Origin of the sequence: Methanobrevibacter sp. (genome assembly GCF_017406825.1) — an archaeon.
Taxonomy (GTDB): domain Archaea; phylum Methanobacteriota; class Methanobacteria; order Methanobacteriales; family Methanobacteriaceae; genus Methanocatella.
This window is the reverse complement of the sequence record NZ_JAFQXT010000012.1, coordinates 18,250-38,385: the sequence shown is the minus strand read 5'-3', so window position 1 is coordinate 38,385 and position 20,136 is coordinate 18,250. Positions and strand designations below refer to the sequence as shown.

23 protein-coding genes are annotated in these 20,136 nt (G+C 43.2%); 18 read left to right on the top strand and 5 right to left on the bottom strand.

The window, feature by feature from the left end:
- Positions 1-71 precede the first annotated feature (71 nt).
- Both IJF99_RS02275 and IJF99_RS02270 read left to right on the top strand, forming a co-directional pair.
- Entirely contained in the window at positions 72-257 is a 186-nt protein-coding gene (locus tag IJF99_RS02275; protein ID WP_292791546.1) for a hypothetical protein, read from the top strand.
- A 52-nt stretch (positions 258-309) separates the two neighbouring features.
- On the top strand, positions 310-1,017 hold the full coding sequence (locus IJF99_RS02270) for a zinc ribbon domain-containing protein (RefSeq protein ID WP_292791542.1): 708 nt from the start codon (positions 310-312) through the stop codon (positions 1,015-1,017).
- 125 nt (positions 1,018-1,142) lie between these two features.
- Here the strand turns inward: IJF99_RS02270 and IJF99_RS02265 are convergent, their stop codons facing one another.
- On the bottom strand, positions 1,143-1,424 hold the full coding sequence (locus IJF99_RS02265; RefSeq protein ID WP_292791539.1) for a MarR family transcriptional regulator: 282 nt from the start codon (positions 1,422-1,424) through the stop codon (positions 1,143-1,145).
- A 109-nt stretch (positions 1,425-1,533) separates the two neighbouring features.
- On the opposite strand from IJF99_RS02265, the gene IJF99_RS02260 reads away from it, so the two are divergent.
- From IJF99_RS02260 to IJF99_RS02230, 7 genes are all read left to right on the top strand, one after another.
- A complete protein-coding gene (locus tag IJF99_RS02260; protein ID WP_292791536.1) occupies positions 1,534-2,442 on the top strand; it encodes an SseB family protein in 909 nt (302 codons plus the stop codon).
- A 54-nt stretch (positions 2,443-2,496) separates the two neighbouring features.
- A complete protein-coding gene (locus IJF99_RS02255; RefSeq protein ID WP_292791529.1) occupies positions 2,497-3,942 on the top strand; it encodes an AAA family ATPase in 1,446 nt (481 codons plus the stop codon).
- 6 nt (positions 3,943-3,948) lie between these two features.
- A complete protein-coding gene (locus tag IJF99_RS02250; RefSeq protein WP_292791525.1) occupies positions 3,949-5,019 on the top strand; it encodes a zinc ribbon domain-containing protein in 1,071 nt (356 codons plus the stop codon).
- Positions 5,020-5,086: 67 nt separating this feature from the next.
- A complete protein-coding gene (locus IJF99_RS02245) occupies positions 5,087-6,670 on the top strand; it encodes an ATP-dependent DNA helicase (protein ID WP_292791522.1) in 1,584 nt (527 codons plus the stop codon).
- Positions 6,657-7,556 (top strand): SseB family protein, encoded by a 900-nt coding sequence (locus IJF99_RS02240; protein WP_292791519.1) that lies wholly within the window; start codon positions 6,657-6,659, stop codon positions 7,554-7,556. The genes IJF99_RS02245 and IJF99_RS02240 overlap by 14 nt, the downstream gene beginning before the upstream one ends.
- A gap of 234 nt (positions 7,557-7,790) precedes the next feature.
- Positions 7,791-8,369, top strand: a complete 579-nt coding sequence (locus IJF99_RS02235) for a hypothetical protein (protein WP_292791517.1) — start codon at positions 7,791-7,793, stop codon at positions 8,367-8,369.
- Positions 8,369-8,665, top strand: a complete 297-nt coding sequence (locus tag IJF99_RS02230; protein ID WP_292791516.1) for a zinc-ribbon domain-containing protein — start codon at positions 8,369-8,371, stop codon at positions 8,663-8,665. Before IJF99_RS02235 ends, IJF99_RS02230 begins: the two co-directional genes overlap by 1 nt.
- 9 nt (positions 8,666-8,674) lie before the next feature.
- Here IJF99_RS02230 and IJF99_RS02225 read toward each other — a convergent pair whose 3' ends face one another.
- Positions 8,675-10,054 (bottom strand): 2,3-diphosphoglycerate synthetase, encoded by a 1,380-nt coding sequence (locus tag IJF99_RS02225; RefSeq protein ID WP_292791513.1) that lies wholly within the window; start codon positions 10,052-10,054, stop codon positions 8,675-8,677.
- A gap of 44 nt (positions 10,055-10,098) precedes the next feature.
- On the opposite strand from IJF99_RS02225, the gene IJF99_RS02220 reads away from it, so the two are divergent.
- The 9 genes from IJF99_RS02220 (at position 10,099) to IJF99_RS02180 (ending at position 18,661) form a co-directional block, all read left to right on the top strand.
- Entirely contained in the window at positions 10,099-10,809 is a 711-nt protein-coding gene (locus IJF99_RS02220) for a UPF0280 family protein (protein ID WP_292791510.1), read from the top strand.
- Between the two features lie 137 nt (positions 10,810-10,946).
- Positions 10,947-11,234 carry a UPF0058 family protein gene (locus tag IJF99_RS02215; RefSeq protein ID WP_292791507.1) on the top strand — a complete coding sequence of 96 codons (288 nt, stop codon included), beginning with the start codon at positions 10,947-10,949 and terminating at the stop codon, positions 11,232-11,234.
- Positions 11,235-11,333: 99 nt separating this feature from the next.
- Complete coding sequence (gene comA, locus IJF99_RS02210) at positions 11,334-12,104, top strand: phosphosulfolactate synthase (RefSeq protein WP_292791505.1); 771 nt, start codon at positions 11,334-11,336, stop codon at positions 12,102-12,104.
- A 14-nt stretch (positions 12,105-12,118) separates the two neighbouring features.
- Positions 12,119-13,369, top strand: a complete 1,251-nt coding sequence (locus IJF99_RS02205; RefSeq protein ID WP_292791502.1) for a methanogenesis marker 16 metalloprotein — start codon at positions 12,119-12,121, stop codon at positions 13,367-13,369.
- A gap of 8 nt (positions 13,370-13,377) precedes the next feature.
- Positions 13,378-13,980, top strand: coding sequence for a ferredoxin:CoB-CoM heterodisulfide reductase subunit HdrC (hdrC, locus tag IJF99_RS02200; RefSeq protein WP_292791499.1), 603 nt, complete (start codon positions 13,378-13,380; stop codon positions 13,978-13,980).
- Positions 13,977-14,918 carry a ferredoxin:CoB-CoM heterodisulfide reductase subunit HdrB gene (gene hdrB / locus IJF99_RS02195; protein ID WP_292791496.1) on the top strand — a complete coding sequence of 314 codons (942 nt, stop codon included), beginning with the start codon at positions 13,977-13,979 and terminating at the stop codon, positions 14,916-14,918. Before hdrC ends, hdrB begins: the two co-directional genes overlap by 4 nt.
- Positions 14,915-17,221, top strand: a complete 2,307-nt coding sequence (gene hdrA, locus IJF99_RS02190) for a ferredoxin:CoB-CoM heterodisulfide reductase subunit HdrA (RefSeq protein ID WP_292791494.1) — start codon at positions 14,915-14,917, stop codon at positions 17,219-17,221. The genes hdrB and hdrA overlap by 4 nt, the downstream gene beginning before the upstream one ends.
- The gene (locus IJF99_RS02185; RefSeq protein WP_292791492.1) at positions 17,211-17,543 is read left to right on the top strand and encodes a hypothetical protein; all 333 of its coding nucleotides are present in this window, start codon (positions 17,211-17,213) and stop codon (positions 17,541-17,543) included. The genes hdrA and IJF99_RS02185 overlap by 11 nt, the downstream gene beginning before the upstream one ends.
- Positions 17,544-17,590: 47 nt before the next feature.
- Positions 17,591-18,661: an acyltransferase gene (locus IJF99_RS02180; protein ID WP_292791490.1), complete on the top strand. Its 1,071-nt coding sequence runs from the start codon at positions 17,591-17,593 to the stop codon at positions 18,659-18,661.
- Positions 18,662-18,667: 6 nt separating this feature from the next.
- On the opposite strand, the gene IJF99_RS02175 is transcribed toward IJF99_RS02180, so the two are convergent.
- From IJF99_RS02175 to comD, 3 genes are all read right to left on the bottom strand, one after another.
- A complete protein-coding gene (locus tag IJF99_RS02175; protein WP_292791487.1) occupies positions 18,668-18,928 on the bottom strand; it encodes a MarR family transcriptional regulator in 261 nt (86 codons plus the stop codon).
- A gap of 70 nt (positions 18,929-18,998) precedes the next feature.
- On the bottom strand, positions 18,999-19,535 hold the full coding sequence (gene comE / locus IJF99_RS02170; protein WP_292791484.1) for a sulfopyruvate decarboxylase subunit beta: 537 nt from the start codon (positions 19,533-19,535) through the stop codon (positions 18,999-19,001).
- 4 nt (positions 19,536-19,539) lie between these two features.
- Positions 19,540-20,031: a sulfopyruvate decarboxylase subunit alpha gene (comD, locus tag IJF99_RS02165; RefSeq protein WP_292791481.1), complete on the bottom strand. Its 492-nt coding sequence runs from the start codon at positions 20,029-20,031 to the stop codon at positions 19,540-19,542.
- Between the last annotated feature and the right edge of the window lie 105 nt (positions 20,032-20,136).

Sequence of the window (20,136 nt, the reverse complement as noted above, 5' to 3'; positions counted from 1 at the left end):
GCGAGCCTCTTGAGGAAGAGGACTACTGCTATAACTGCGGATGGCCTGACAACGAATGATGAGGTGATGTGATGATAACATGCAGCGTATGCGGACACCTGAACGACCCTTCAAGGGCGACATGCGAGAACTGTGGCTCAGACTTGTCAGACAGTCCCGACTGGGACATATATGACATCGACGATTTCGGCGACGACATGCTTGATTTCGACGATGCGGAGGAATTGGGATACGTTGACCCTGATGATTATGAGTGATATTTTCTCAAATATCTAAAACTTTATTTATTTTTTTTATAAACATATAACCATGGAACTGAAAGACCTTTTCACAAACTCCTCAAACGAAACTTACGCCAAAAATGGCGAGCTTCTCGAAGAGCATGGTCTTCTTAACATTTTCGGCTCTCCGAACAAGGCATTCCTGAAATTCCTCAAGGCAAAAAGGCTGAACATGAATGAGGACGAGCTTACAGAGGACCTGATTGAGGAGTTTGAGGCATCAAAGCAGTCCATCGACCTTAAGCTTGCCCTCATCCAACGCCAGAAGGAGACCATATTCAAAAACAGAAGGGTCTGGATCAACATAGATAAGGACGGCGAAACCCTAGGTTGCGACCTGCTTCTCGACCATGACGCAATCACAATTGAGGAAACAGGCAAAAGGATTGCCTACAGCCAGATGGATGAAATCGAAATCAGTGAAGGTGGATGGTCCAAAAAGCGCCTTTCAATAGTCTCTCCCGATGATGAGGAGACAGTCTTTGAGATAAACGAGGACAGCGCCGTTGCCCTAAAGGAAATCCTAGAGGACAACATCGCCCACAAAAAGCATGATGAAATCGACGACCTTCTGGAATTGCTGGGCCTTTATGAGGACGGCGAGATATCCGAAGAGGAGTATGAGGCAAGAAAGGCAATAATATACAGCGACGATGTGTACTGCACCAACTGCGGCGTCAAGATAGATTCGGACAGCGAGTTCTGCACCCAGTGCGGACACAGGGTCGGCGGGTGAAAAGGTTACAAAGATGTGGAAAATTATTATTAAAATGATGATTAATATATAATCATATGATTTTGCCTGTGGAAAACATTAGGCAAAAAAGTTGTTTAAAAAGGGATGGAAAAGTGCTTTGGCTTTCAATCCTCGTCGAGCATCTTCAGTATGGCGAGGCCCAGTTCGGTGTTTTGATAGATCCGGCCTTTCCTTGCCTCTTCGTTCATGCATTTGACAAGTTTCTTTTCTTTCAAGTCATGGAGGGCATTGGAAATCTGTGTGGTTCTGTAGCCGGTGAGCTTTGCAATCTCTGAAGGCATGAGGAATGTGGATTTAAGGGATTTCAGGGTCTTGAGCCTTATCGCTGAAACCTTGATGAAGCCTATCATCTCCCACATTTCGTCGTCGGTGATTCTCTCTGCCATGATTATAGGTTTTATTTAATCTGAAAGACTATCTTGTATAATGCATTATTATCTGTTGCACCTTTTTATTAACAAGTTTTATAAATTACCAAAAATAGAGTAGTAAATAATGAGTTCATCTAACAAGCATCTAAAGACAAAAATATCAGAAATAAGAAATTTCACAAATGCCCACAACAATCCGCCTAAGGATCTCTACCATTCCTTCCTTCTCGAGCTGAAGGTGTCAAAACTCTACCTTCCGGCCGAGTTTGAAGGCGAGGAGGTCAACTTCGACCATCTAGAATCCGATGACGGAATGCAGCTTTTGCCGTTGTACACATCGCCTGAAGAGTACAGGGGAGAAAAGGACCTGAAGAATTACGGATTTCCCTTCTTTGCAGAGATAATTGCGGACTGCGATTTTGACGGATGTGTGATAAACCCGGACACGGAAGAGATCTTCGTTGAAAGAAGCTTCACCGACGTTTTTAGAGTCAAGGCAAAACCGGCTGTCGATGATGATGAGATATATGACGCATTCGAGCTGAAAGAGATTGCCCACACTGTCAAAAACGAGGCTCTTGTAAGCTTTATACGCAACGACTCCAATTTCAACAGGTTCGATGACCTGATAAGGGTGCTTTCCGGCTCCGTGCTTTTAAACGTTGTTTCAAGCCACACCGACTTGAGCAATCTCGCCAATGACGGAATCCTTTCAACCCTTGAGGTCGGAGGATTCAACCTGAGCGTTAAAAGCGAAGGCATGAACAAGTACGGACTTCTTTTCACAGACCTTGGAGCTATAAGGGACACCTGCGACAGGGATGCAGGAATCCATTACTACTGCCAGGTCACATCATTCGATAAGATTCTGGGATTCATACTCACAAACGATCTCGATGGGCTTATAATAAATCCGGGCATCGACGATTACCATGTGCCACGAAACGTCCTTCTTGACATATATGAGAACCATCCTGAAATCATGGAAAATCCGAAGTATCTATCGGCGACATTCTACGCATTCACATTCTAGGCTTAATCACAAGTTATATTACTTCTGAAGGTCAACATAGTAATGTGAATAGTTATGTTGGAATGGACCATATGCACCAAGTGCGGAAAAGTTTTGGACAACTCGAAAGCCTCATGTCCCGACTGCGGCATGAAAACCGATAAGCTGGACATGTCAGCACTGAAAGGCCACCTGTCGAATGTGACATTTCTAGTAAGGACTCTCGACATTGAACTGATAAGGGATTACTGTCCCAAAATCAGCGCCCTCGACACAGGCATTGATGTCATAGTCCTCGATGACCTTTTCAGATATTTCTCATTTTTAGGCCTTGGAGACGGCGTCGTCACGGACAATGAACTGTCGTTCATAAACGAGCTTCTAGACTCATCATACACAAGAGATGACATCATGAATCTTTCAGGCGAAAAGGCCGACGGCCTGCCTGAGTCATTCGAATGCCTTCATGAGCTTGACATGTTTGCGCAAAACTTTGACATGACCGGCGTAAAGTCATGCAGCGAGCTTTTCGAATCGTACAGGTTCCTCGGTAAATTCTTCATAACAGTCGACGGCCAGCTTGACGAGGACGTTTTGGACAAATACACTGATTTTATAGATGATTTAAGGGACAATCTTGGAGACTACCTTCTTGAGGATGACGGCACAACAGTGCAGATTCCGAAACCTGTCGAGGAGGCCGAAAGGCATTCCCTTGACGAATATCTCGATGAGCTCAACAGGCTTATTGGCCTTGAGGATGTGAAAAGGGATGTCAATTCCCTGATAAACCTTGTCCGCATAAGAAAGCTTAGGCAGGAGCGCGGAATCGCCCAGCCTCCAATGAGCCTGCATCTGGTCTTCAGCGGAAATCCCGGAACAGGCAAAACCACTGTTGCAAGGCTTCTTTCAAAAATCTATCATGAGATAGGTCTGCTTTCAAAGGGCCATCTCATTGAAACCGACAGGTCAGGCCTTGTGGGAGGGTATGTCGGCCAGACCGCAATCAAGACAAGGGAAGTGATAGACACTGCCCTTGGAGGAATACTCTTCATCGATGAGGCCTATTCCCTTGCTTCAACTTCAGAAAACGATTACGGAAGGGAGGCAATAGACACGATTCTCAAGGCAATGGAGGACAACCGTGACGATTTCATTGTCATCGTTGCCGGATATCCTGCCCTGATGGACCGCTTCCTTCATTCAAATCCCGGTCTCGAGTCCAGGTTCAACAAGTTCATATACTTCGACGACTATACCGCAGAGGAACTCTATGACATATTCATGCTTTTGTGCGGAGATGCCAATCTGTCGCTTGACGGGCCGGCGGATGACTATGCAAGGCAGTACTTTGAGAAGATGTATGAGCACAAGTCCTCAAACTTTGCAAACGGCCGTGCGGTTAGAAACTTCTTTGAAGAGGTCATAACGGCACAGGCAAACAGGCTGGCGCCGAAAGAAAACATAACCGATGATGAGCTTAACACATTAACATATGAGGATTTCCTGGTTGAGGAGTGAAATGGAATGTCAAAGATATGCACAAACTGCGGAAGGAAAGTGCAGGATGAGGACAATTTCTGTCCCTACTGCAGATCTAAAAGCTTCAGAAATCAAAATGAGATAGTAACAGTGGACAACTCAGTTGTCCACAGATTATTCTACTGGAACTATGGCGGAAAATACGTACTTTCAAAATCAAAAGTCGCTGCGATAATAGTATTTCTAATCTTTTCGCTCGGTGCGCTTCTTTCAAATGCTCCGGGAGGAATTCTCTTTTTTGCAGTGGTATTTGCTCTTTTGACATACGTTCTTGGCTTTGCCTTTCATCAGATGATTAAAAAACCATCACAGCCAAAAATCGACAACAATGACTTCGGCCTTGGCCAGGACCTGATTCATTTCCTGTTTTTCTGGCAGAACAATGACGGTGGATATGCCCTTTCAAAGACAAAGATAATCTCACATCTGATATTTCTCCTGTTTTTCGCATATGCACTGACACTGCCTGAACTTGTGCTGTTTACCCAAATCCTTTTTGCTCTGGTATTTGAGACTCCTGCATTTTTCATAGGTTATGGAATACACAAGATTGTAAATCCGAATCCTCAGCCTACAAAACAGATTCAGCCTAAAAGGGAACCTGTCAAAATTGAAACCCCTAATATCAAGCCGCAGCCACAGATAATCAGAAAGCAGGTCATTGATGAATATCGCGACTACAAAAGGCGGCTGGATGAGGAGTCACAAAGATTCAGGGCTAAGGAAAAATCAGCACGGGACATGATTGAAAAGCGCTTTGAACCGCCTCAGCTTACTTACACCCGTTTTATCGGAGGCGTCGACAGGTCAAAGGAAATCTTTGAAAAGCAGTCAAAAACAGCATATACAATGATTGAGCTTGCAGACGAGTATTCGCCAAGAATCGCCGAAGAGCTGGAGGCCAAGATAGTAATTCTGGATTCAATCAACGATAGGCTGGAAGATTTGATAAATGAGCTTCTCTTAAGCGAAGACGCATCGCAAAACGGTGATGTCGAAAATGTCATAAGCCAGATGGATGAGCTTATAAGATCCGTCAAGGATTATGACCAATAAAAACAATACTTTCCAAATGCTCTCTAATCAGATTTATATACTATCCTTTTACTAAACTAATAATGAGATGTGGCAGTACAGCAGTTATTCAAAAATAGACCCCGAAGCAGAAAGGCACTTCCCCTTCACGGCTCCAAGACGCGACCAGCTGGAGACGATTTCAGAAATCATCGACGCAATCGACCGGGGCTTTAAATACATTGTCCTTGAAGCGGGCACGGGAACAGGAAAATCCGCAATAGCATATACATTATCCTCAATTTTCGATTCTTCATACATACTTACCGTCACAAAACAGCTGCAGGAACAGTACCTGTCTGATTTTAAGGATTTGAAACTTGTAAAAGGAAGAAACAACTTCACATGCACAAGAGACCCCGCCCGAACCTGCGATGAAGGCAGATGCATACTGGAAGGGCTTAAATGCGAGGACGCCATAAGAACATGCGAGTACTACCGCCAGAAAAACGCAGCCCTAAACGCAAAGACGGTCATCTCAAATTACCATTACATGTTTCTGGAGCTCAACTACGTCAGGGATTTCAAAAAGCGCGAACTTCTTATATGCGACGAGGCCCATAACCTTGAAAACACCATAATGAGCCAATTGAAGCTTGAATTTTCAATCGATGACTTGAAGGAGCATCTCAACATTGAAGTGGGCGATGACATTCTCTATGAACTTGACAATGGGGATTTTGACGTCTGGCTTCAGTTCATCGGCGAAATCAGGGACGAATACCAGCATGAGTATGATAAGATAAGGGATGTCGATGTGCCTCATCTGATTGAAAAGAAGTCGTTTATGAAAAACGAGATAAGCGACTGCAACCGTTTTGTCGAAAACATCACGCAGGACCCCTACAGCTGGGTGTTTGACTATGACAGGGATTATAATCTGATTGAGTTCAAGCCGCTTAAAATTGACAATTACGCCAAAAATGCAATGTTTAGGTATGGGGAGGTGTGCATTCTCATGAGCGCAACCATACTTGATTATGAGTTCTTCTCAAAATGCCTCGGCATCGGGGCTGATGAGATATATGCAATAAGGCGCAAAAGCCCCTTTGACATGCAAAGAAACGCCATCAGAAGCTGCAGCGACCTGGAGCTTTCACACAAAACAATCAAAGAAAACGCCCCCAAAACGGTTGACGCAATCAGGTCCATTCTTGAATATCATAGGGATGAAAAGGGACTGATCCACACAGTCAGCACCGCATGCAAGGATTATCTTATTGACAATCTCAATGACGCCCGGCTGATTGAACATAACACGAAAAATAGGGCCGAACAGCTTGAGGAATACAGGAATTCAGCAAGGCCCTTGGTTCTGGTGTCGCCCTCAATGAATGAGGGGGTTGACCTTCCTGGGGATTTGTGCCGCTTTCAAATCATCTTCAAGCTGCCGTATCCTGATTTGGCAGACAAGCAGATAAGGCTTCGGGCAAATGCCGATGAGGACTGGTATAACTACAAGACCGCCCTTTCCCTGATTCAGACATATGGAAGGGGAATGCGCTTTGAGGAGGACTACTGCAGGACATATTTAATTGATTCAAGAATCGGCGATTTCATCCTGAACTCCAAATTCATGCCGGATGATTTTAAATATCTGGTCAAACAAAATAATTCCAATGGCAAATCATAAACATTTGAGAGTGGTGTTGGAGGACATATTCCTCAACAACAATGAGCTTACGCAGGACTTGAAATCAAGGCTTGTCAATGAATTTAGATATTCGAATTTATTCATTCCCGCCAAGAGGGACGAGTTCACGTTGAACTTCATAATCTATGAGGATGAGGGCATGAGGCTGACTCCCCTTTTCACAGACAAAAATGAGTTTGACAAGTTCTTCGCTGACGCGGATGATATCGAGCTTATGGAAAACTCCTTCGAGCTTTACCGAAACATTCTCCTTACAAGCGACCTTGACGGATATATCATCAATCCCGCAACTGAAAAGTATGTATTTGACAGGAATTTCGTTCTCGACATCAAAAACGTTCCAAAAACCAATTTCTACACAACCGACACATACTCCAAAGAGGAAATAGGTGAAATGAGACATTCAGGAAATCCCAATCTTGAGGATTTCATTGGAAATCCCAACAACATCGGCGATTTCGAGGCCCTCTTTGAAGAGATGTCCAAATCAACGTTGCTTGCCATGATGGTTTCAGACGTTGATCTTTCGCCCAAATCTGAAAACGGAATCGTATCTCTTATGGACATAGGCCCGATGGCCCAGATGTACACTGACAGGGTCGGCGGAGTTTATGCATGCATATTTTCAAGCGAGGATAAGATGAGACTTGTCGGCTCATCCAAGTTCAGGTATTCGCAGGTGATAAACCTTGCGATGCTTGTCAATTTCGTCTTGAGCGAAGACATGGACGGAATAGTGCTCAACCCCGAAAGTGACAATGTCCTGATTCCAAGGTCTACCCTTTTGAGATATTCGCTCGGATTTGAAAGATATGCAAATGACGAGAAGCTGTCCAATTCCATTTATTACATGTTCCCTTTATAATTGCCTTCTTTATGTTAATTTATTTTTAATTTGGAATATTGTAATCGTTTTAAATCAAAAAATATATATGTTTTGACCATCTTATTATTAACTGGGATTGTTGGCCCTAGACAATCCCTACAAATTGGTGATGGTCGAAAGAATCCTGTTATCTTCTACAGCCTACTATTTTTTTCATAATGGGGTTCTTTCAATTAACAAATTTTAATAATTATATTGGATAAATAGATAATCATGTCTGAATTATCTGAATTGATTAGAATTAATAAGAATATCGAAAGGCAGAACAGGGAAATAGTCCGCCTTTTGAAAATCATCGCCGGCGAAAGCGACTTCGTGGACAGGTCAGGTTATGTCTTTCCGGAGTTTCCCGATGAGGAAGCCGATATTTATGAGGAGGCCAGGAATTTCTCTTCACTTTTGGATGTTTCATGCGATGTTGGTGAAGTCTATTTCATAGACGGCGACATCTTCAAACTAAGTGTCAAAAATAATGAAAAAGTGATTGAGAATTTGATGGGTGACGGCGAAAGTATTAATTTTAAAGTAGCGGAATTTGTATCTGATGAATCCATTAAAAGAAACCAAAGTTTGGATGACGCTACAGTTATACTCACAGACTCAAGTAAGGGAAAGTTACCCCAAACCTTGCAGTTATGTCATGAGCAGGATGCCAAAAAAGTCTTCATTCCATGGAACCAGATGATGGAATTGCTTGGGGCACCTGAAACACTACAGAGAATACTGAAACTCAATTTCTACAAATCCGAAGAGGATTTGGCAGAAAGAATATTCAAAAAGGAGGAAGAATAATGTTTTGCCCATCATGTGGAGAGGAACAGCCGGAAGGCTCAAAATTTTGTAAAAACTGCGGAAAGGAATTGACAAACCTGCAGCCAAGCAACGTTCAGCCAGCAGCTGAAAATGACCATATGGCAGCAGTCATTATAGGTTATATCCTTGCAATACTAATCCCGCTTTTCGGATTGATAGCAGGTATATATTTATACACCAGAAAGGATTCCGCAAACGCTCAAAAACACGCAAAATTCGTAATATTGGTTGCGGTAATCGTATGGTTCATATCATTCATGATAATGATGTCCTAAAAAAAAGTATTATGATGATTTGTTAAAATCATCAATGGCTGAGTCCACCAGTTCAATGACGGATTCAGATAAATCAGGGTATGAATCATCAATAGGCACAGGAATGTTGTCGCAATAGACCACATCCAGCCCGTGTGCTATGGCGTCTTTTGTTGCAACATCCACTGCAGCCGCCTTAAGTTCGGTCAGCATGACATCAGCATGATCCATATATTTCTGCATGTCTTCACGTAAAAGCGGCCTGTTGGACAGGTGTGCGGTTGTGCCGACGACTTCGCAGTTGAAGTTTTCTTCAAGATAATCCACTAGCTTGTCTTTAACCTCTTCAGGTGCTGTTGTTGCAAAAAGCACCTTTTTGCCTTCAATGCTTTCCAGCGGTTTCGGCCTGAAGACCGTTGATATTACGACCGCTTCAGGGTTTATCTCACCGACAAACTCTTCTATTTTTCTTATTTTCTCATCGCTGCACATAGGCTCTTCGCACATTGTCAGAATAACCAGGTCTCCAAGTCCCACCCTGTATGGTCCGAAGTAGGTGGTCAGGTTTTCGATAGGCTGGTTTGCTCCGATAAGCGCTATTTTCCTATTGGTCTTTATAGGAGGTATTGCAGCTCCGCTTCCTTCAAATATCGCGAATCTGGAGGCCACTTCATTGGCAAGTTTCGCTCCCTTTTTCATGTTGGTAAGAAAGACTTCGCCTGCCATTCCTCCGCCGCAGCGTCTGCATCCGATGGTGAGGATTCTGCTCATAAGGGCATCTTCCCAGTGGTCACTTGCAGCGTGAACTCCCTTTTCGGACTGTTCAAGCAGGAATTTGGCGTTGATTTCAAGCTCTTCGCCGTGAACGATTTCAGGCTCTTCAGGTCCGCCTCTTCCCATTGCGATAACGCACGGTTCATAGCCGTTTTTGTCAATGAGCCTTGCAACGAAACCTGAAACTGCAGTTTTTCCTATTCTTTTTCCGGTTCCAAGAATTGTGATTGACGGCTTTTCCATTATGTCATACTGTGTGGTTGGCTCGAACTTGAAGTCCGGGCCCTCATATGATATTCCCTCATTTAGAACTTTGCATGCGATTTTGAATCTTTTGGGATAGTCCAGTATTGGCTCGTCGCTCAAATCAAAGACTGTGTCGATTTCATATTTGCGGATCATCTCCACAATGATATCATATGGTATGTCCTTTCCTTTTGCAAATTGGACGGGAATTCCAAGCTTTACGGAATAGGATTCCTCTGAATCGTCCCGAAGCTTCTCTGTTCCTCCAATGAAAACGGCACCTTTGATGTCGATGTGTTCCAGGTTGTTTAATGTGTCGATTGCTTCTTGTGTGACTGGCAGGTAATGTTCACCATCAACTAAACAGAGCATTTTGGTTAAGGATTTCATGGTTATAGATATAATTTTAATAAATAAAAGTTTAATTATTAATTATGCAGATAGACATCGCGCAAACACACATCAGACTTACGAGTGATTTGAAAAATCATCATCTGGCAGAATACATCAAATCTATACGCACGGATTTGAAAATGCATATCGCCCACAATCAGGATTTCCTATACAGTCTGGAACCTGTTGAAGCCTCCGGTGATGGTATGGCCAGTATTGTTGAGAGGATGTGTGAATCATCAGCGTTATGTGATGTCGGGCCGATGGCCTGTGTTGCCGGAACGATTTCTGAAATGTCTCTTGAATATCTCATTGAAAGGGGCTCCCGCCATTCCATTGTTGAAAACGGAGGTGACATTGCACTTGTCAATGACCGTAAGGTCTTGTGCGGAATATATTCAGGAAATGAGGTTCTGGGAAATGGGCTGGCATTTGAAATCGGGGAAAGAAAAAGCCCGTTAGGAATCTGCACGTCATCGGGAAGGATTGGCCATTCCATAAGTTTCGGCTCATCCGACAGCGTCAGCGTCGTTTCAAGGTCACCTTCCGTTGCAGACGGTCTTGCAACAAGGATTGCCAATGAGGTAAATGGCGTGGACGGCGAAGAGAAGGTTGCAAGTGCTGCCGATGCGGCGGATGGTTACAGGGATCTTTTTGAGGGGGTCCTTATTGTTTCGGATGATTATGTTGCAACTGTTGGAAAATTGCCGAAAATCGTCGAAACATCTAAATTTCATGTGAATAAAATTTAAATTTATTTGAATTATTCTATTTACCATTATTATTTTGAATGCAAAATTTAAATATTATTACTTAATAATATAAATGTATATAATTAAGGAGTTATATTTTAACTAACTGAAATTAGTTAGATAAGGGTTAGATATCTATGTATAAAGACGAAATGATACAAATGCACCAGTTCTTAGTTTATGTTCTAAAATATTTAGCTGAAGATGACCAGATTAGCAATGACTGCAGTGAATACATCACCCTGAAAATCAGTCCTCATCATATTCACAAGACAAAGGCCGAGCATAAGCATGCCATTTTTGTTTTATGTAAAATTATCTCAGAGATTATTTCCGATAGGGAAGACAACCCTATTCCGGAAAATGTCCGCAACTCTTTATCAGACCTTGTAAGAAGATCTGAAAGGGAACTCTATGCGGAATAACTTCTTTTATTTTTTTTAAAATCAAAAGTGTTAATTACTTTTATATACTACTTATTTTATATATAATTAAAAAAATTAAAAATTAACACGTGTGATATCTTGAAATCCTTTGAATTCTTATCTAAAAAAAGGCCTGAAAAACCTCGGGACTGCGGAATCACAATGGTTCTGGACAAGGGCTTGGGCCTTGAAACAGCAGAAAGCCTTATGAACATATCCGGAGACTATGTGGATTACCTGAAGTTCGGATGGGGAACATCAATAGTTCACGACCGTGAAATAATAAAAGCGAAGGTCGAAATGTACAAATCCCACAAAATCACTCCCTATACCGGAGGAACACTATTTGAACTTGCCTACATGAACGGTAAACTGGACGAATTCTTCGATGAGGCTCATGATTTGGGTTTTCCGGCCATAGAAATATCAGACGGTTCCACAAACATTTCCCACGAGGAAAAGCTCAAATGCATCAGGATGGCAAAAGGCGAAGGCTTTGAAGTCCTGTCCGAAGTCGGCAAAAAGGACCCGAACCTTGACAAGGAACTCACGCTTGACGAAAGAATCAGATACATGCAAGAGGAGCTTGATGCCGGATCGTCACTTGTCATAGTCGAAGCCCGCGAAGGCGGAAAGAACATTGGAATATTCGACAGCACAGGCAATGCCAAGGAAGACGAGATAGACTATATCCTGGATAATTTCGACGGCTCAAGGATTTTATGGGAAGCTCCAAACAAGGACCAGCAGGTATTCTTTATCCTCAAGCTTGGAAACACTGTAAACCTTGGTAACATTTCATCAGATGACATAACCTCCCTTGAAACCCTAAGACAGGGACTTAGAGGAGATACATTAGGCAAAATCTAAAAGGAAGCATTTCTATGAAAGAAAGAAGCATTAATGACATAAACCGTAAAGTCCAAAGCGGCGAGGCAAACATCTACACTGCAGAAGAGTTCAAAAAACTGATCAAAAAGGGAGACGCTCCGGCTTTTGATGAGGTGGATGTGGTGACATGCGGAACCTGCGGCGTCATGAGCGGAACTGCGGCGATACTCAACTTCATCATATCAGAACCTGGAGTCTTCATAAGGGCAAAGGAAGTATACATGAACGGCGTTCCGGCATATGCAGGACCATGTCCAAACGAATGGCTTGGCTCAGTTGACGTGATTCTACACGGAACGGCCCACTCAATATATGACGAATCCTATGGAGGAGGATTCCTTCTAAAGGAAATCCTTGAAGGAAAACCGATTGACGTCAGGGTCGAAACCGCCGAAGGAAAGACAATTGAAAACACCATTACAATGGATGACATCACACGCGGACAAATAATAGGTGCCCGTATGGCATTCAAGAACTACACTGCATTCACAAATCCCGGAAAGGATGAAGTCAAATCAATATTTGCTGCAATGCCTCTTGAAGGAAACCTCAAAGGCCTTACCTTTTCAGGATGCGGAGACTTGAACCCTCTTCAAAACGACATACCACACAATGCAATAAAGCAGGGAAGCAAAGTATTGCTCAATGGCGCATTGGGATACATATTGGGAGACGGGACCCGGTCAAGCGCTGAAAAGCCTAACCTCATGCTTTCAGCCGATTTGTGCCAGATGGATCCATACTATCTTGGAGGATTCAAGACAGGCCAGGGCGGTGAGGTATACGATACCGTGGCAATACCCATACCGGTGCTGAATGAGGAAATCTACAATAACCTTCTAGTCACTGATGAGATGATTGACCTGCCTGTTGCAGACATCAAGGGCCGCCACCTGCCGCTTGACAATACCAACTATCAGGAAATGTGGGGAGATTATGATTTAAGACCCAAATATGATGAAAGGAAATGTAAGGACTGCGATTCATGTACAGTCGAAAGGGTATGTCCTACCAATGCGTTTTCAAAGCGGAAATTAAACATTGCCCGATGCTTCGGATGCGGAATGTGTGCAAGCCACTGCAGGCACGACGCGTTCGCCATGAATACCGGCAGCGTCGATTTGAACATCAACGGCGAAAATGTCAATATCCCTATTATCTGCAGGCAGTCTGACAGATTAAGGGCAAACAAATTATCACTGAAGCTTAAAAGAATGATTGAAAATAATGAATTTATGTTATAGGCGATTCCATGTCCATTCAACAAAAGATAAACGACTCTCCAATCGAGTTTGCAGTACAGATTATCAATGACGTAAAGAATTCCAAGGATGAGGGGGTTTTGAAATGCGTGCAATGCGGAATGTGCACATCAACATGTCCCGCTGCAAGACATTCGGACTACAATCCCCGTGAAATAATCGAAAGGGTGCTCGATGGGGACCTTTCCATAATAGAGGATGATTCCCTTTGGGACTGCTTTTACTGCTACACCTGCCACAGCGTATGCCCTGCCGGAAACAGCGTATGTGAGGTGAACCAGATTCTAAAGCAGATTGCCGTATACAAGGGCATAGGATACGACAAGCTCTATGAGTATCTTGGATTTGCCGATTCATACTTCACGGCCGCAATCGGGGCGATTCCCGAAATATTCTTTACAGACATTGACCGTGACGTGCCGGGATGGTGGGATTTCAGGCAGCATCTGGACGAGATTAGAAGCGAACTTGAACTGGACCCGCCGCTGATGCCGCCGAAAGACGTCATTGAAGAGGTAAGCAAAATATTGACAATAACAGGTTTTAAGGATAAAATCGAAAGGATAAGGTCCGCCGAGGAGGAATCCAAATGAAATATGTTCCAGACAAAGACATACTGCTTTTCAGAAGCTGCCTTGTAAGCGTCGAATATCCGGGCGTCGAGGCATCCACAAAATTCGTATTCGACAAGCTGGGAGTGGATTATGCAATATCAGAAAAGCAGACCTGCTGTACAGGACTCGGACATTATTCCGATGTGTTCAACCAGATTGACACATCAGCCATAGGGGCAAGGAACTTCAGGATTGCAAGGGATATCGGAAGGCCGAACCTTGTCATGATGTGTGCAACATGCTATGCAATCAACAAGAAATCGGTCAAGCTGCTCAACAGGAAGGACGAGTTGAGAAATCACATTAACGAATTATTTGATGAAAACGGCTTGTCTCATCTCAAATACGAAAAGGACGATTTGAAACCGAGTGAAAATATATTTCACGTGGTCGACATACTCTATGCCAAGCGGGATGAGATTGGAAAGCATATAAAATATGACTTAAGCGATTATACAATTGCAACCCACCACGGATGCCATTACTGTAAGGTGCACTATGAGGACACAATCGGAGGGGTCCGCGACCCGAACGTCATGGATGAGCTGATTAAGGAATGCGGTTGCACTACAATCGGATGGTATGACCACAAAAGGGCAACATGCGGAACTGGCTTTCGTCAGAGATACTCAAATCCTGACCTGTCTTTTACAGCCACCGCAGACAAGATGAACGCGATAGCGGATGAGGATGTGGACATATTGGTTCATTTATGCCCTAACTGCCATATCCAGTTTGACAGATATCAGTATCTGATATCAGAAAGGGAAGGCAGAAGCTTCAGGGCAATCCATCTAAACATTGCACAGTTCATTGCCCTTGCAATGGGGGGAGACCTTGATAAGGTAATCGGTGCCAAGGCACACACCGTGCCTATAGATTCTGTTGTTAAGGATTTGAAGGAGGTTAAAAAATGAGGGATGATTTAAAAGTTGGCGTGTTTTTATGCGAGTGCGGAGGAAACATTTCAGACATTGTGGATCTGGATAAGGTAAGGGAAGAACTTGACGTGGAGTTCATAGGCCAGTTCGAAAACCTGTGTTCACTGAACGGCCGAAAGATCATACGTGATGCGATATTCGACCACGACCTGGACAGGGTTGTAGTTGCGGCATGCTCACCGATTTCACATGAAAAGACATTCCAGGACTATGTAAAGCCCCTGAATCCGTATCTCATGGACATGGCCAATATAAGGGAGCAGTGCTCATGGGTGCACTCCGACAGCGAAAGGGCAACACGAAAGGCAATCACCCTGATAAACGCCTCAATAGAAAAGGTAAAGCAGTCCGATGCTGTGGACCCTATCTATTGCCAGACTCCCGATGAGGTTGCAATAATCGGCGGCGGAATTGCCGGCATGAACGCCGCACTTTCCCTTGCAAAGCAGGGAACCAAAGTCACCCTTATAGAGCAGTCCCCATCAATCGGAGGGCACATGGCAAAGATAGGAAAGGTGTTCTCTCCGGTTAAAATCGCAGAAGAATGCGGAATGTGCCTTTTGAATCCTATTTTAAATGAACTGGTCTGGAATGAAAACATTGAAGTCCTGACAAACACAAAGGTCATCGAGGCCGAAAGGCGCGCAGGTACATATAACCTTATTCTTGAAAAGTCCCCACGTTATATCGACACCGAGAAATGCATTGCATGCGGAAAGTGTGCCGAGGCATGTGAGGTTGAAGTTCCCAATGACTGGAACGACAATCTCTCAATGAGAAAGGCAATATACAGGCCCTTCGGACAGTCATATCCAGAAGCATATGTAATAGATATGGACAACTGTTCCAAATGCAGCAACTGCGTAAAGGCATGCAGCATGAAGGCGATAAGGCTTAGGGGAAAATCCGAAAGGATTCCTCTGCAGGTGGGATCAATCATCGTTGCCACAGGCCACAAGCTCTTCGACATGGAAAAGCGTCCCGAATACGGATACGCACGCTATGATGATGTCATAACGCAATCTGAGCTTGGACGTATCACCGGAGTCAACGGTCCGACCAAGGGCAAGTTGCTTAAATCCAACGGAGAGGTTCCAAAGCGTGTCGTGATGATACAGTGCGTCGGCTCAAGGGATGAAAAGCCTGACGGGCACAAGTACTGCTCAAAGATATGCTGCACGGTGGCCCTCAAGAACGCAAACATCATAAAGCACAAATATCCAGATACAGATGTCCTGATTTGCTACACTGATGTGAGGACTCCCGGAATGTTTGAGAAATACTACAAGCACACCCAGGAAAACGAGGTCAGGTTCCTCAGAGGAAGGCCTGGCGAGGTTGTCAAGAAAGGAGACAACTATATTGTAAGAACAGAGGACACTCTTAAAGGCGAATTCGTTGAAATCGAAGCCGACATGGTTGTTCTTTCAACTGCAATGGAGCCTTCTGAAGGAACAGAGGAAATAGCTGAGATTCTAAACATAGGAACAACAGAAGACGGATTCATCAAGGAGTCACATCCGAAAATCAAGCCTGTTGCAACCGACGTTCAGGGAATATTCGTCTGCGGAACCGCACATGAGCCGAAAGACATCACAGACTCAATCATGCAGGCGACCGCCGCGGCCGCAAAGGTCAACGAATACAATTATGGCGGTGTGGAAATCGAACCATTCATCGCAGAAATCGACAACGACAGATGCAATCTGTGCGGAGAATGCATAGAGCGCTGCAAGTACAAGTCAATGAGCATTCAGAATGATGAAATCTACATTGATCCTATGAGCTGTACAGGCTGCGGAAAATGTCTTGTCGGATGCAAGCAAAGGGCAATCACGGTAAACGGCAACATCGATGAGAAGATCATGGCAACCATCAAGGGAGCATTGTCCAAAAAGAGGGACGGCGAACGCATGATACTTGTGTTCCTGGACAATATAGGATACACCGCCGCCGACAATATCGGTGTCAACAGATTATCATATCCCGAATCGATTCATATAATCAAGGTAATATCCGTCAACCGTGTAAGGCCGAGACACATCAAATATGCGCTTGAAAACGGTGCTGACGGAGTATTCATCGGCGAGTTTCCGGGGGATTTGATGTATGATGAGGTGGAGCGCAAAATCCAAAGGGCCAAAAACAGGCTTCAGGAACTGGGCGAAAACCCTGAAAGGATAACATTCTCAAAGGTTTACATTCCATACTTCTCAGGACTTGCCCGCAAGTTCAATGAATTCGATGCAAAAATCGCAGAGCTAGATGATGAAACCTAGAAAAAAACCGGATGATGACTTAAGTGAGATTGCCGCTAACGACCCCGACTATCGCAAGCGTCTTAAAGCCGTTGAAGCAATCTCTGATGATGAGCTCTTGAACGATCTGGCCTATTCTGATTCAAACCGCAAGGTTATGATTTGCGCTGTCGAGAGGATTTCAAATCAGAATTATATTGCCCGAATCGCCGCAAAGCATAGTGACTGCCATGTCAGGATTGCGGCAATAAGAAGAGTTGAGGACAGGTCTGTTCTCGAAAGGATTCTCAAAACCGAATCCAACAGAAAGGTAAAAGGGGTTCTACTTGAAATCCTGAAATGATTGTGCTAAGCATTATTATATCTAAGAAACATATATCTAACATGTAGGTGATTTCAATTAAGTTTCTTGAATTGAATAATCGGAACAATTCCCTGAATTTATTTAGATTAATATTTGCAACATTCGTTTTAATCAAACATTCGTTTGTCGTATTTGCAGCCGACATCAACAGTTACATGCCCAATTCCATTGTTGTTGTCATGTCATTTGCAGTGCCTTTCTTTTTTTATATATCAGGCTATCTTATCACGGCATCCGCAATCAAGAATGATTTCAAGACATTTCTGAAAAAACGTTTGGCGAGAATATATCCCGCATATTTCATTTGCATTTTGCTGATTGTAATCCTGTTTGCCCCATTGGCATTTACGATAATTAACGGCAATTTCGATTTGCTTTCATATTTGAATCTGAACCCTTCACCCGCCAGGTTTTTCATTTATGCGCTTCCGTTGAACCTCTTTGAAAACAATATCGGCACGTTGCTTGAAGCCATCAACGCCGACAATTGGAATGTTTCCATATGGACGCTGATTTTTGAGTTTGGATGTTATATTGCCGTATCCATCGTCATGGCGGTTTTGATGAAATCCAGAATCAGAAAGAACCACTATCCAAAAGCGCTTTTCGCCATTTATCTTATTCTTGGCATTGCATATACTTTAATGCCTGACAGCTCCAGCAAGGCTTTGACTTACTTTAAGCTTGGGCTGTATCTCTTTTCAATGTTTTTTGCAGGAGGATTTGTCTATCTGATTAAAGACAAACTTGCATTCTCATATAAGCTGTTCGCTTTGGCTCTGATTTACTGTACCGTTTGCATGGCATTATTTTCAAGAAACGCCGCTGGAATATACATTGCCATTCCAATGACATATATTCTTCTTGTACTTTCCGTTAAGATTAAATCTCCAGGATTCATCAAGGAAAATGACATATCATATGGAACATATATCTATGCATGGCCGGTACAGTGCCTTATTGCAATTCTTATCACTTTCAACAACCTTAATGTCAGTGTATGGCAATACCTGCTCTACGTTTGGATTCTGACTACCTTTTTTGCGGTGATGAGCTGGTTTGTTGTCGAAAAGCCTATACTGAAAAAAGTGAGATGAACTAAATCATAGATTCTTCAGGACTTCAATACCCAACTGTGTGCATTTGTAAAGGCGTCCCTTTCGCATGTCCTCATTAATGCACAAGACGATATTCTCATTTTTCAAACCGATCAGTATCCTTGAAACCTGAGATGTGGTGAGGTCAATCTCTCCGGCGATTTCAGAAGGCATCTTGAAGGAATTTCCGATAGCTTTCAGAGTGTCTATTCTGAATTGCGAAACTTTCACAAAGCCCAAGGCACGGAATAATTCATCATCATTCATATATTATTATATAGGCATGATTTTTATTAATTATTTGGATATGTCAAACAGTTTAAAGTAAACTAAACAGTTAAAATGATGCCATGAACCTTTCCTTGATGGTAATAGGGTCTATATCTATAATTGGAGCGTTTGAATTTCCGGATTCGGTTCTGTATACGATGAAGCTTGCATCATCGCTTTTGATGAATTCCTTAAGGTTGATGTCATCGAAGTAATGGCTGTTTTTAAAGCCCACTCCACGGGCAATATCCACCAGGTCAACGACCTGCGCATATGTGTCCTGATTTCCTGTTGAACCGTAGGCTCCGTTGTCAATGACTATCCATGTAAGGTTGGATGGATTGTTTGCAAATACTGTAACTAGTGAGCCCATATTCATAAGAAGGGATCCGTCACCGTCGATTACAACGACATCCTCATATGGTTTTGCCATGGCCAGTCCAAGTCCGATTGAAGAGGCAAGGCCCATTGAACCTATCATATAGAAGTTCTTTTCCCTGTCATTTATTTCATACAGCTCCCTTGACGGAAATCCGATGTTGCAGATAACCAGTTCATCGTCAATGTATTCCATAATCTCATAAATAGCTTCATATCTTGCCATGTTATCACCAGTACTTTATCTCCAGTAAAATGCTCACAGGCTTTCCTTCCTCCTCAGACAGTTCCCATGACAGTCTGATGTCGTCATATGCCGCTTCGGCGGTCTGCGGTGTGAAGAACTTGAAGTCCATGGCTTCAAGAATCAGCGGCGTTGACTCGCCCATAGGGACCTGTCCGACAATGCTTTCGCCTTCGGTGCCTCTGTGGCTCATAATCATCAATAAAGGAATTTCATACAATTCAATCAATGATTTCAGGGCGTTTATTGAATTTCCAAACCCTGAATTCTGCATTAGAATTGCCGGCCTTTTGCCTCCGAGGTATGCTCCTGCACATATTCCGATTCCCTCCTCCTCACGTGTGACTGGAATATGGGTGATTTCAGGGTCATCATCAATCATGTTTAGGAGTTTTGTCAAATTGACGCATGGAACGCTGACTATAAAATCGATTCCTGCATCCTTCAGGCCGTCGTATACTGCTTCGGTTGTATCCATAATATCACATCTAATACTTTAATATATACTAAATACTATAAAAAACTATTTTATTTTTAATTATTCATCAAATAGTAACCTTTTTATTTATTTAAAATCAATATA

Excerpts from the sequence above, each read along its gene's own strand:
- IJF99_RS02240 (WP_292791519.1), top strand. The coding sequence starts at position 6,657 with ATGGCAAATCATAAACATTTGAGAGTGGTGTTGGAGGACATATTCCTC.
- IJF99_RS02250 (WP_292791525.1), top strand. The coding sequence starts at position 3,949 with ATGTCAAAGATATGCACAAACTGCGGAAGGAAAGTGCAGGATGAGGAC.
- IJF99_RS02245 (WP_292791522.1), top strand. The coding sequence starts at position 5,087 with ATGTGGCAGTACAGCAGTTATTCAAAAATAGACCCCGAAGCAGAAAGG.
- IJF99_RS02255 (WP_292791529.1), top strand. The coding sequence starts at position 2,497 with ATGTTGGAATGGACCATATGCACCAAGTGCGGAAAAGTTTTGGACAAC.
- IJF99_RS02275 (WP_292791546.1), top strand. The coding sequence starts at position 72 with ATGATAACATGCAGCGTATGCGGACACCTGAACGACCCTTCAAGGGCG.
- hdrA (WP_292791494.1), top strand. The coding sequence starts at position 14,915 with ATGAGGGATGATTTAAAAGTTGGCGTGTTTTTATGCGAGTGCGGAGGA.
- IJF99_RS02265 (WP_292791539.1), bottom strand. The coding sequence starts at position 1,424 with ATGGCAGAGAGAATCACCGACGACGAAATGTGGGAGATGATAGGCTTC.
- IJF99_RS02230 (WP_292791516.1), top strand. The coding sequence starts at position 8,369 with ATGTTTTGCCCATCATGTGGAGAGGAACAGCCGGAAGGCTCAAAATTT.
- IJF99_RS02225 (WP_292791513.1), bottom strand. The coding sequence starts at position 10,054 with ATGAAATCCTTAACCAAAATGCTCTGTTTAGTTGATGGTGAACATTAC.
- hdrC (WP_292791499.1), top strand. The coding sequence starts at position 13,378 with ATGTCCATTCAACAAAAGATAAACGACTCTCCAATCGAGTTTGCAGTA.
- IJF99_RS02235 (WP_292791517.1), top strand. The coding sequence starts at position 7,791 with ATGTCTGAATTATCTGAATTGATTAGAATTAATAAGAATATCGAAAGG.
- IJF99_RS02185 (WP_292791492.1), top strand. The coding sequence starts at position 17,211 with ATGAAACCTAGAAAAAAACCGGATGATGACTTAAGTGAGATTGCCGCT.
- IJF99_RS02175 (WP_292791487.1), bottom strand. The coding sequence starts at position 18,928 with ATGAATGATGATGAATTATTCCGTGCCTTGGGCTTTGTGAAAGTTTCG.
- IJF99_RS02220 (WP_292791510.1), top strand. The coding sequence starts at position 10,099 with ATGCAGATAGACATCGCGCAAACACACATCAGACTTACGAGTGATTTG.
- IJF99_RS02270 (WP_292791542.1), top strand. The coding sequence starts at position 310 with ATGGAACTGAAAGACCTTTTCACAAACTCCTCAAACGAAACTTACGCC.
- IJF99_RS02215 (WP_292791507.1), top strand. The coding sequence starts at position 10,947 with ATGTATAAAGACGAAATGATACAAATGCACCAGTTCTTAGTTTATGTT.
- IJF99_RS02260 (WP_292791536.1), top strand. The coding sequence starts at position 1,534 with ATGAGTTCATCTAACAAGCATCTAAAGACAAAAATATCAGAAATAAGA.
- comD (WP_292791481.1), bottom strand. The coding sequence starts at position 20,031 with ATGGATACAACCGAAGCAGTATACGACGGCCTGAAGGATGCAGGAATC.
- IJF99_RS02205 (WP_292791502.1), top strand. The coding sequence starts at position 12,119 with ATGAAAGAAAGAAGCATTAATGACATAAACCGTAAAGTCCAAAGCGGC.
- comE (WP_292791484.1), bottom strand. The coding sequence starts at position 19,535 with ATGGCAAGATATGAAGCTATTTATGAGATTATGGAATACATTGACGAT.
- hdrB (WP_292791496.1), top strand. The coding sequence starts at position 13,977 with ATGAAATATGTTCCAGACAAAGACATACTGCTTTTCAGAAGCTGCCTT.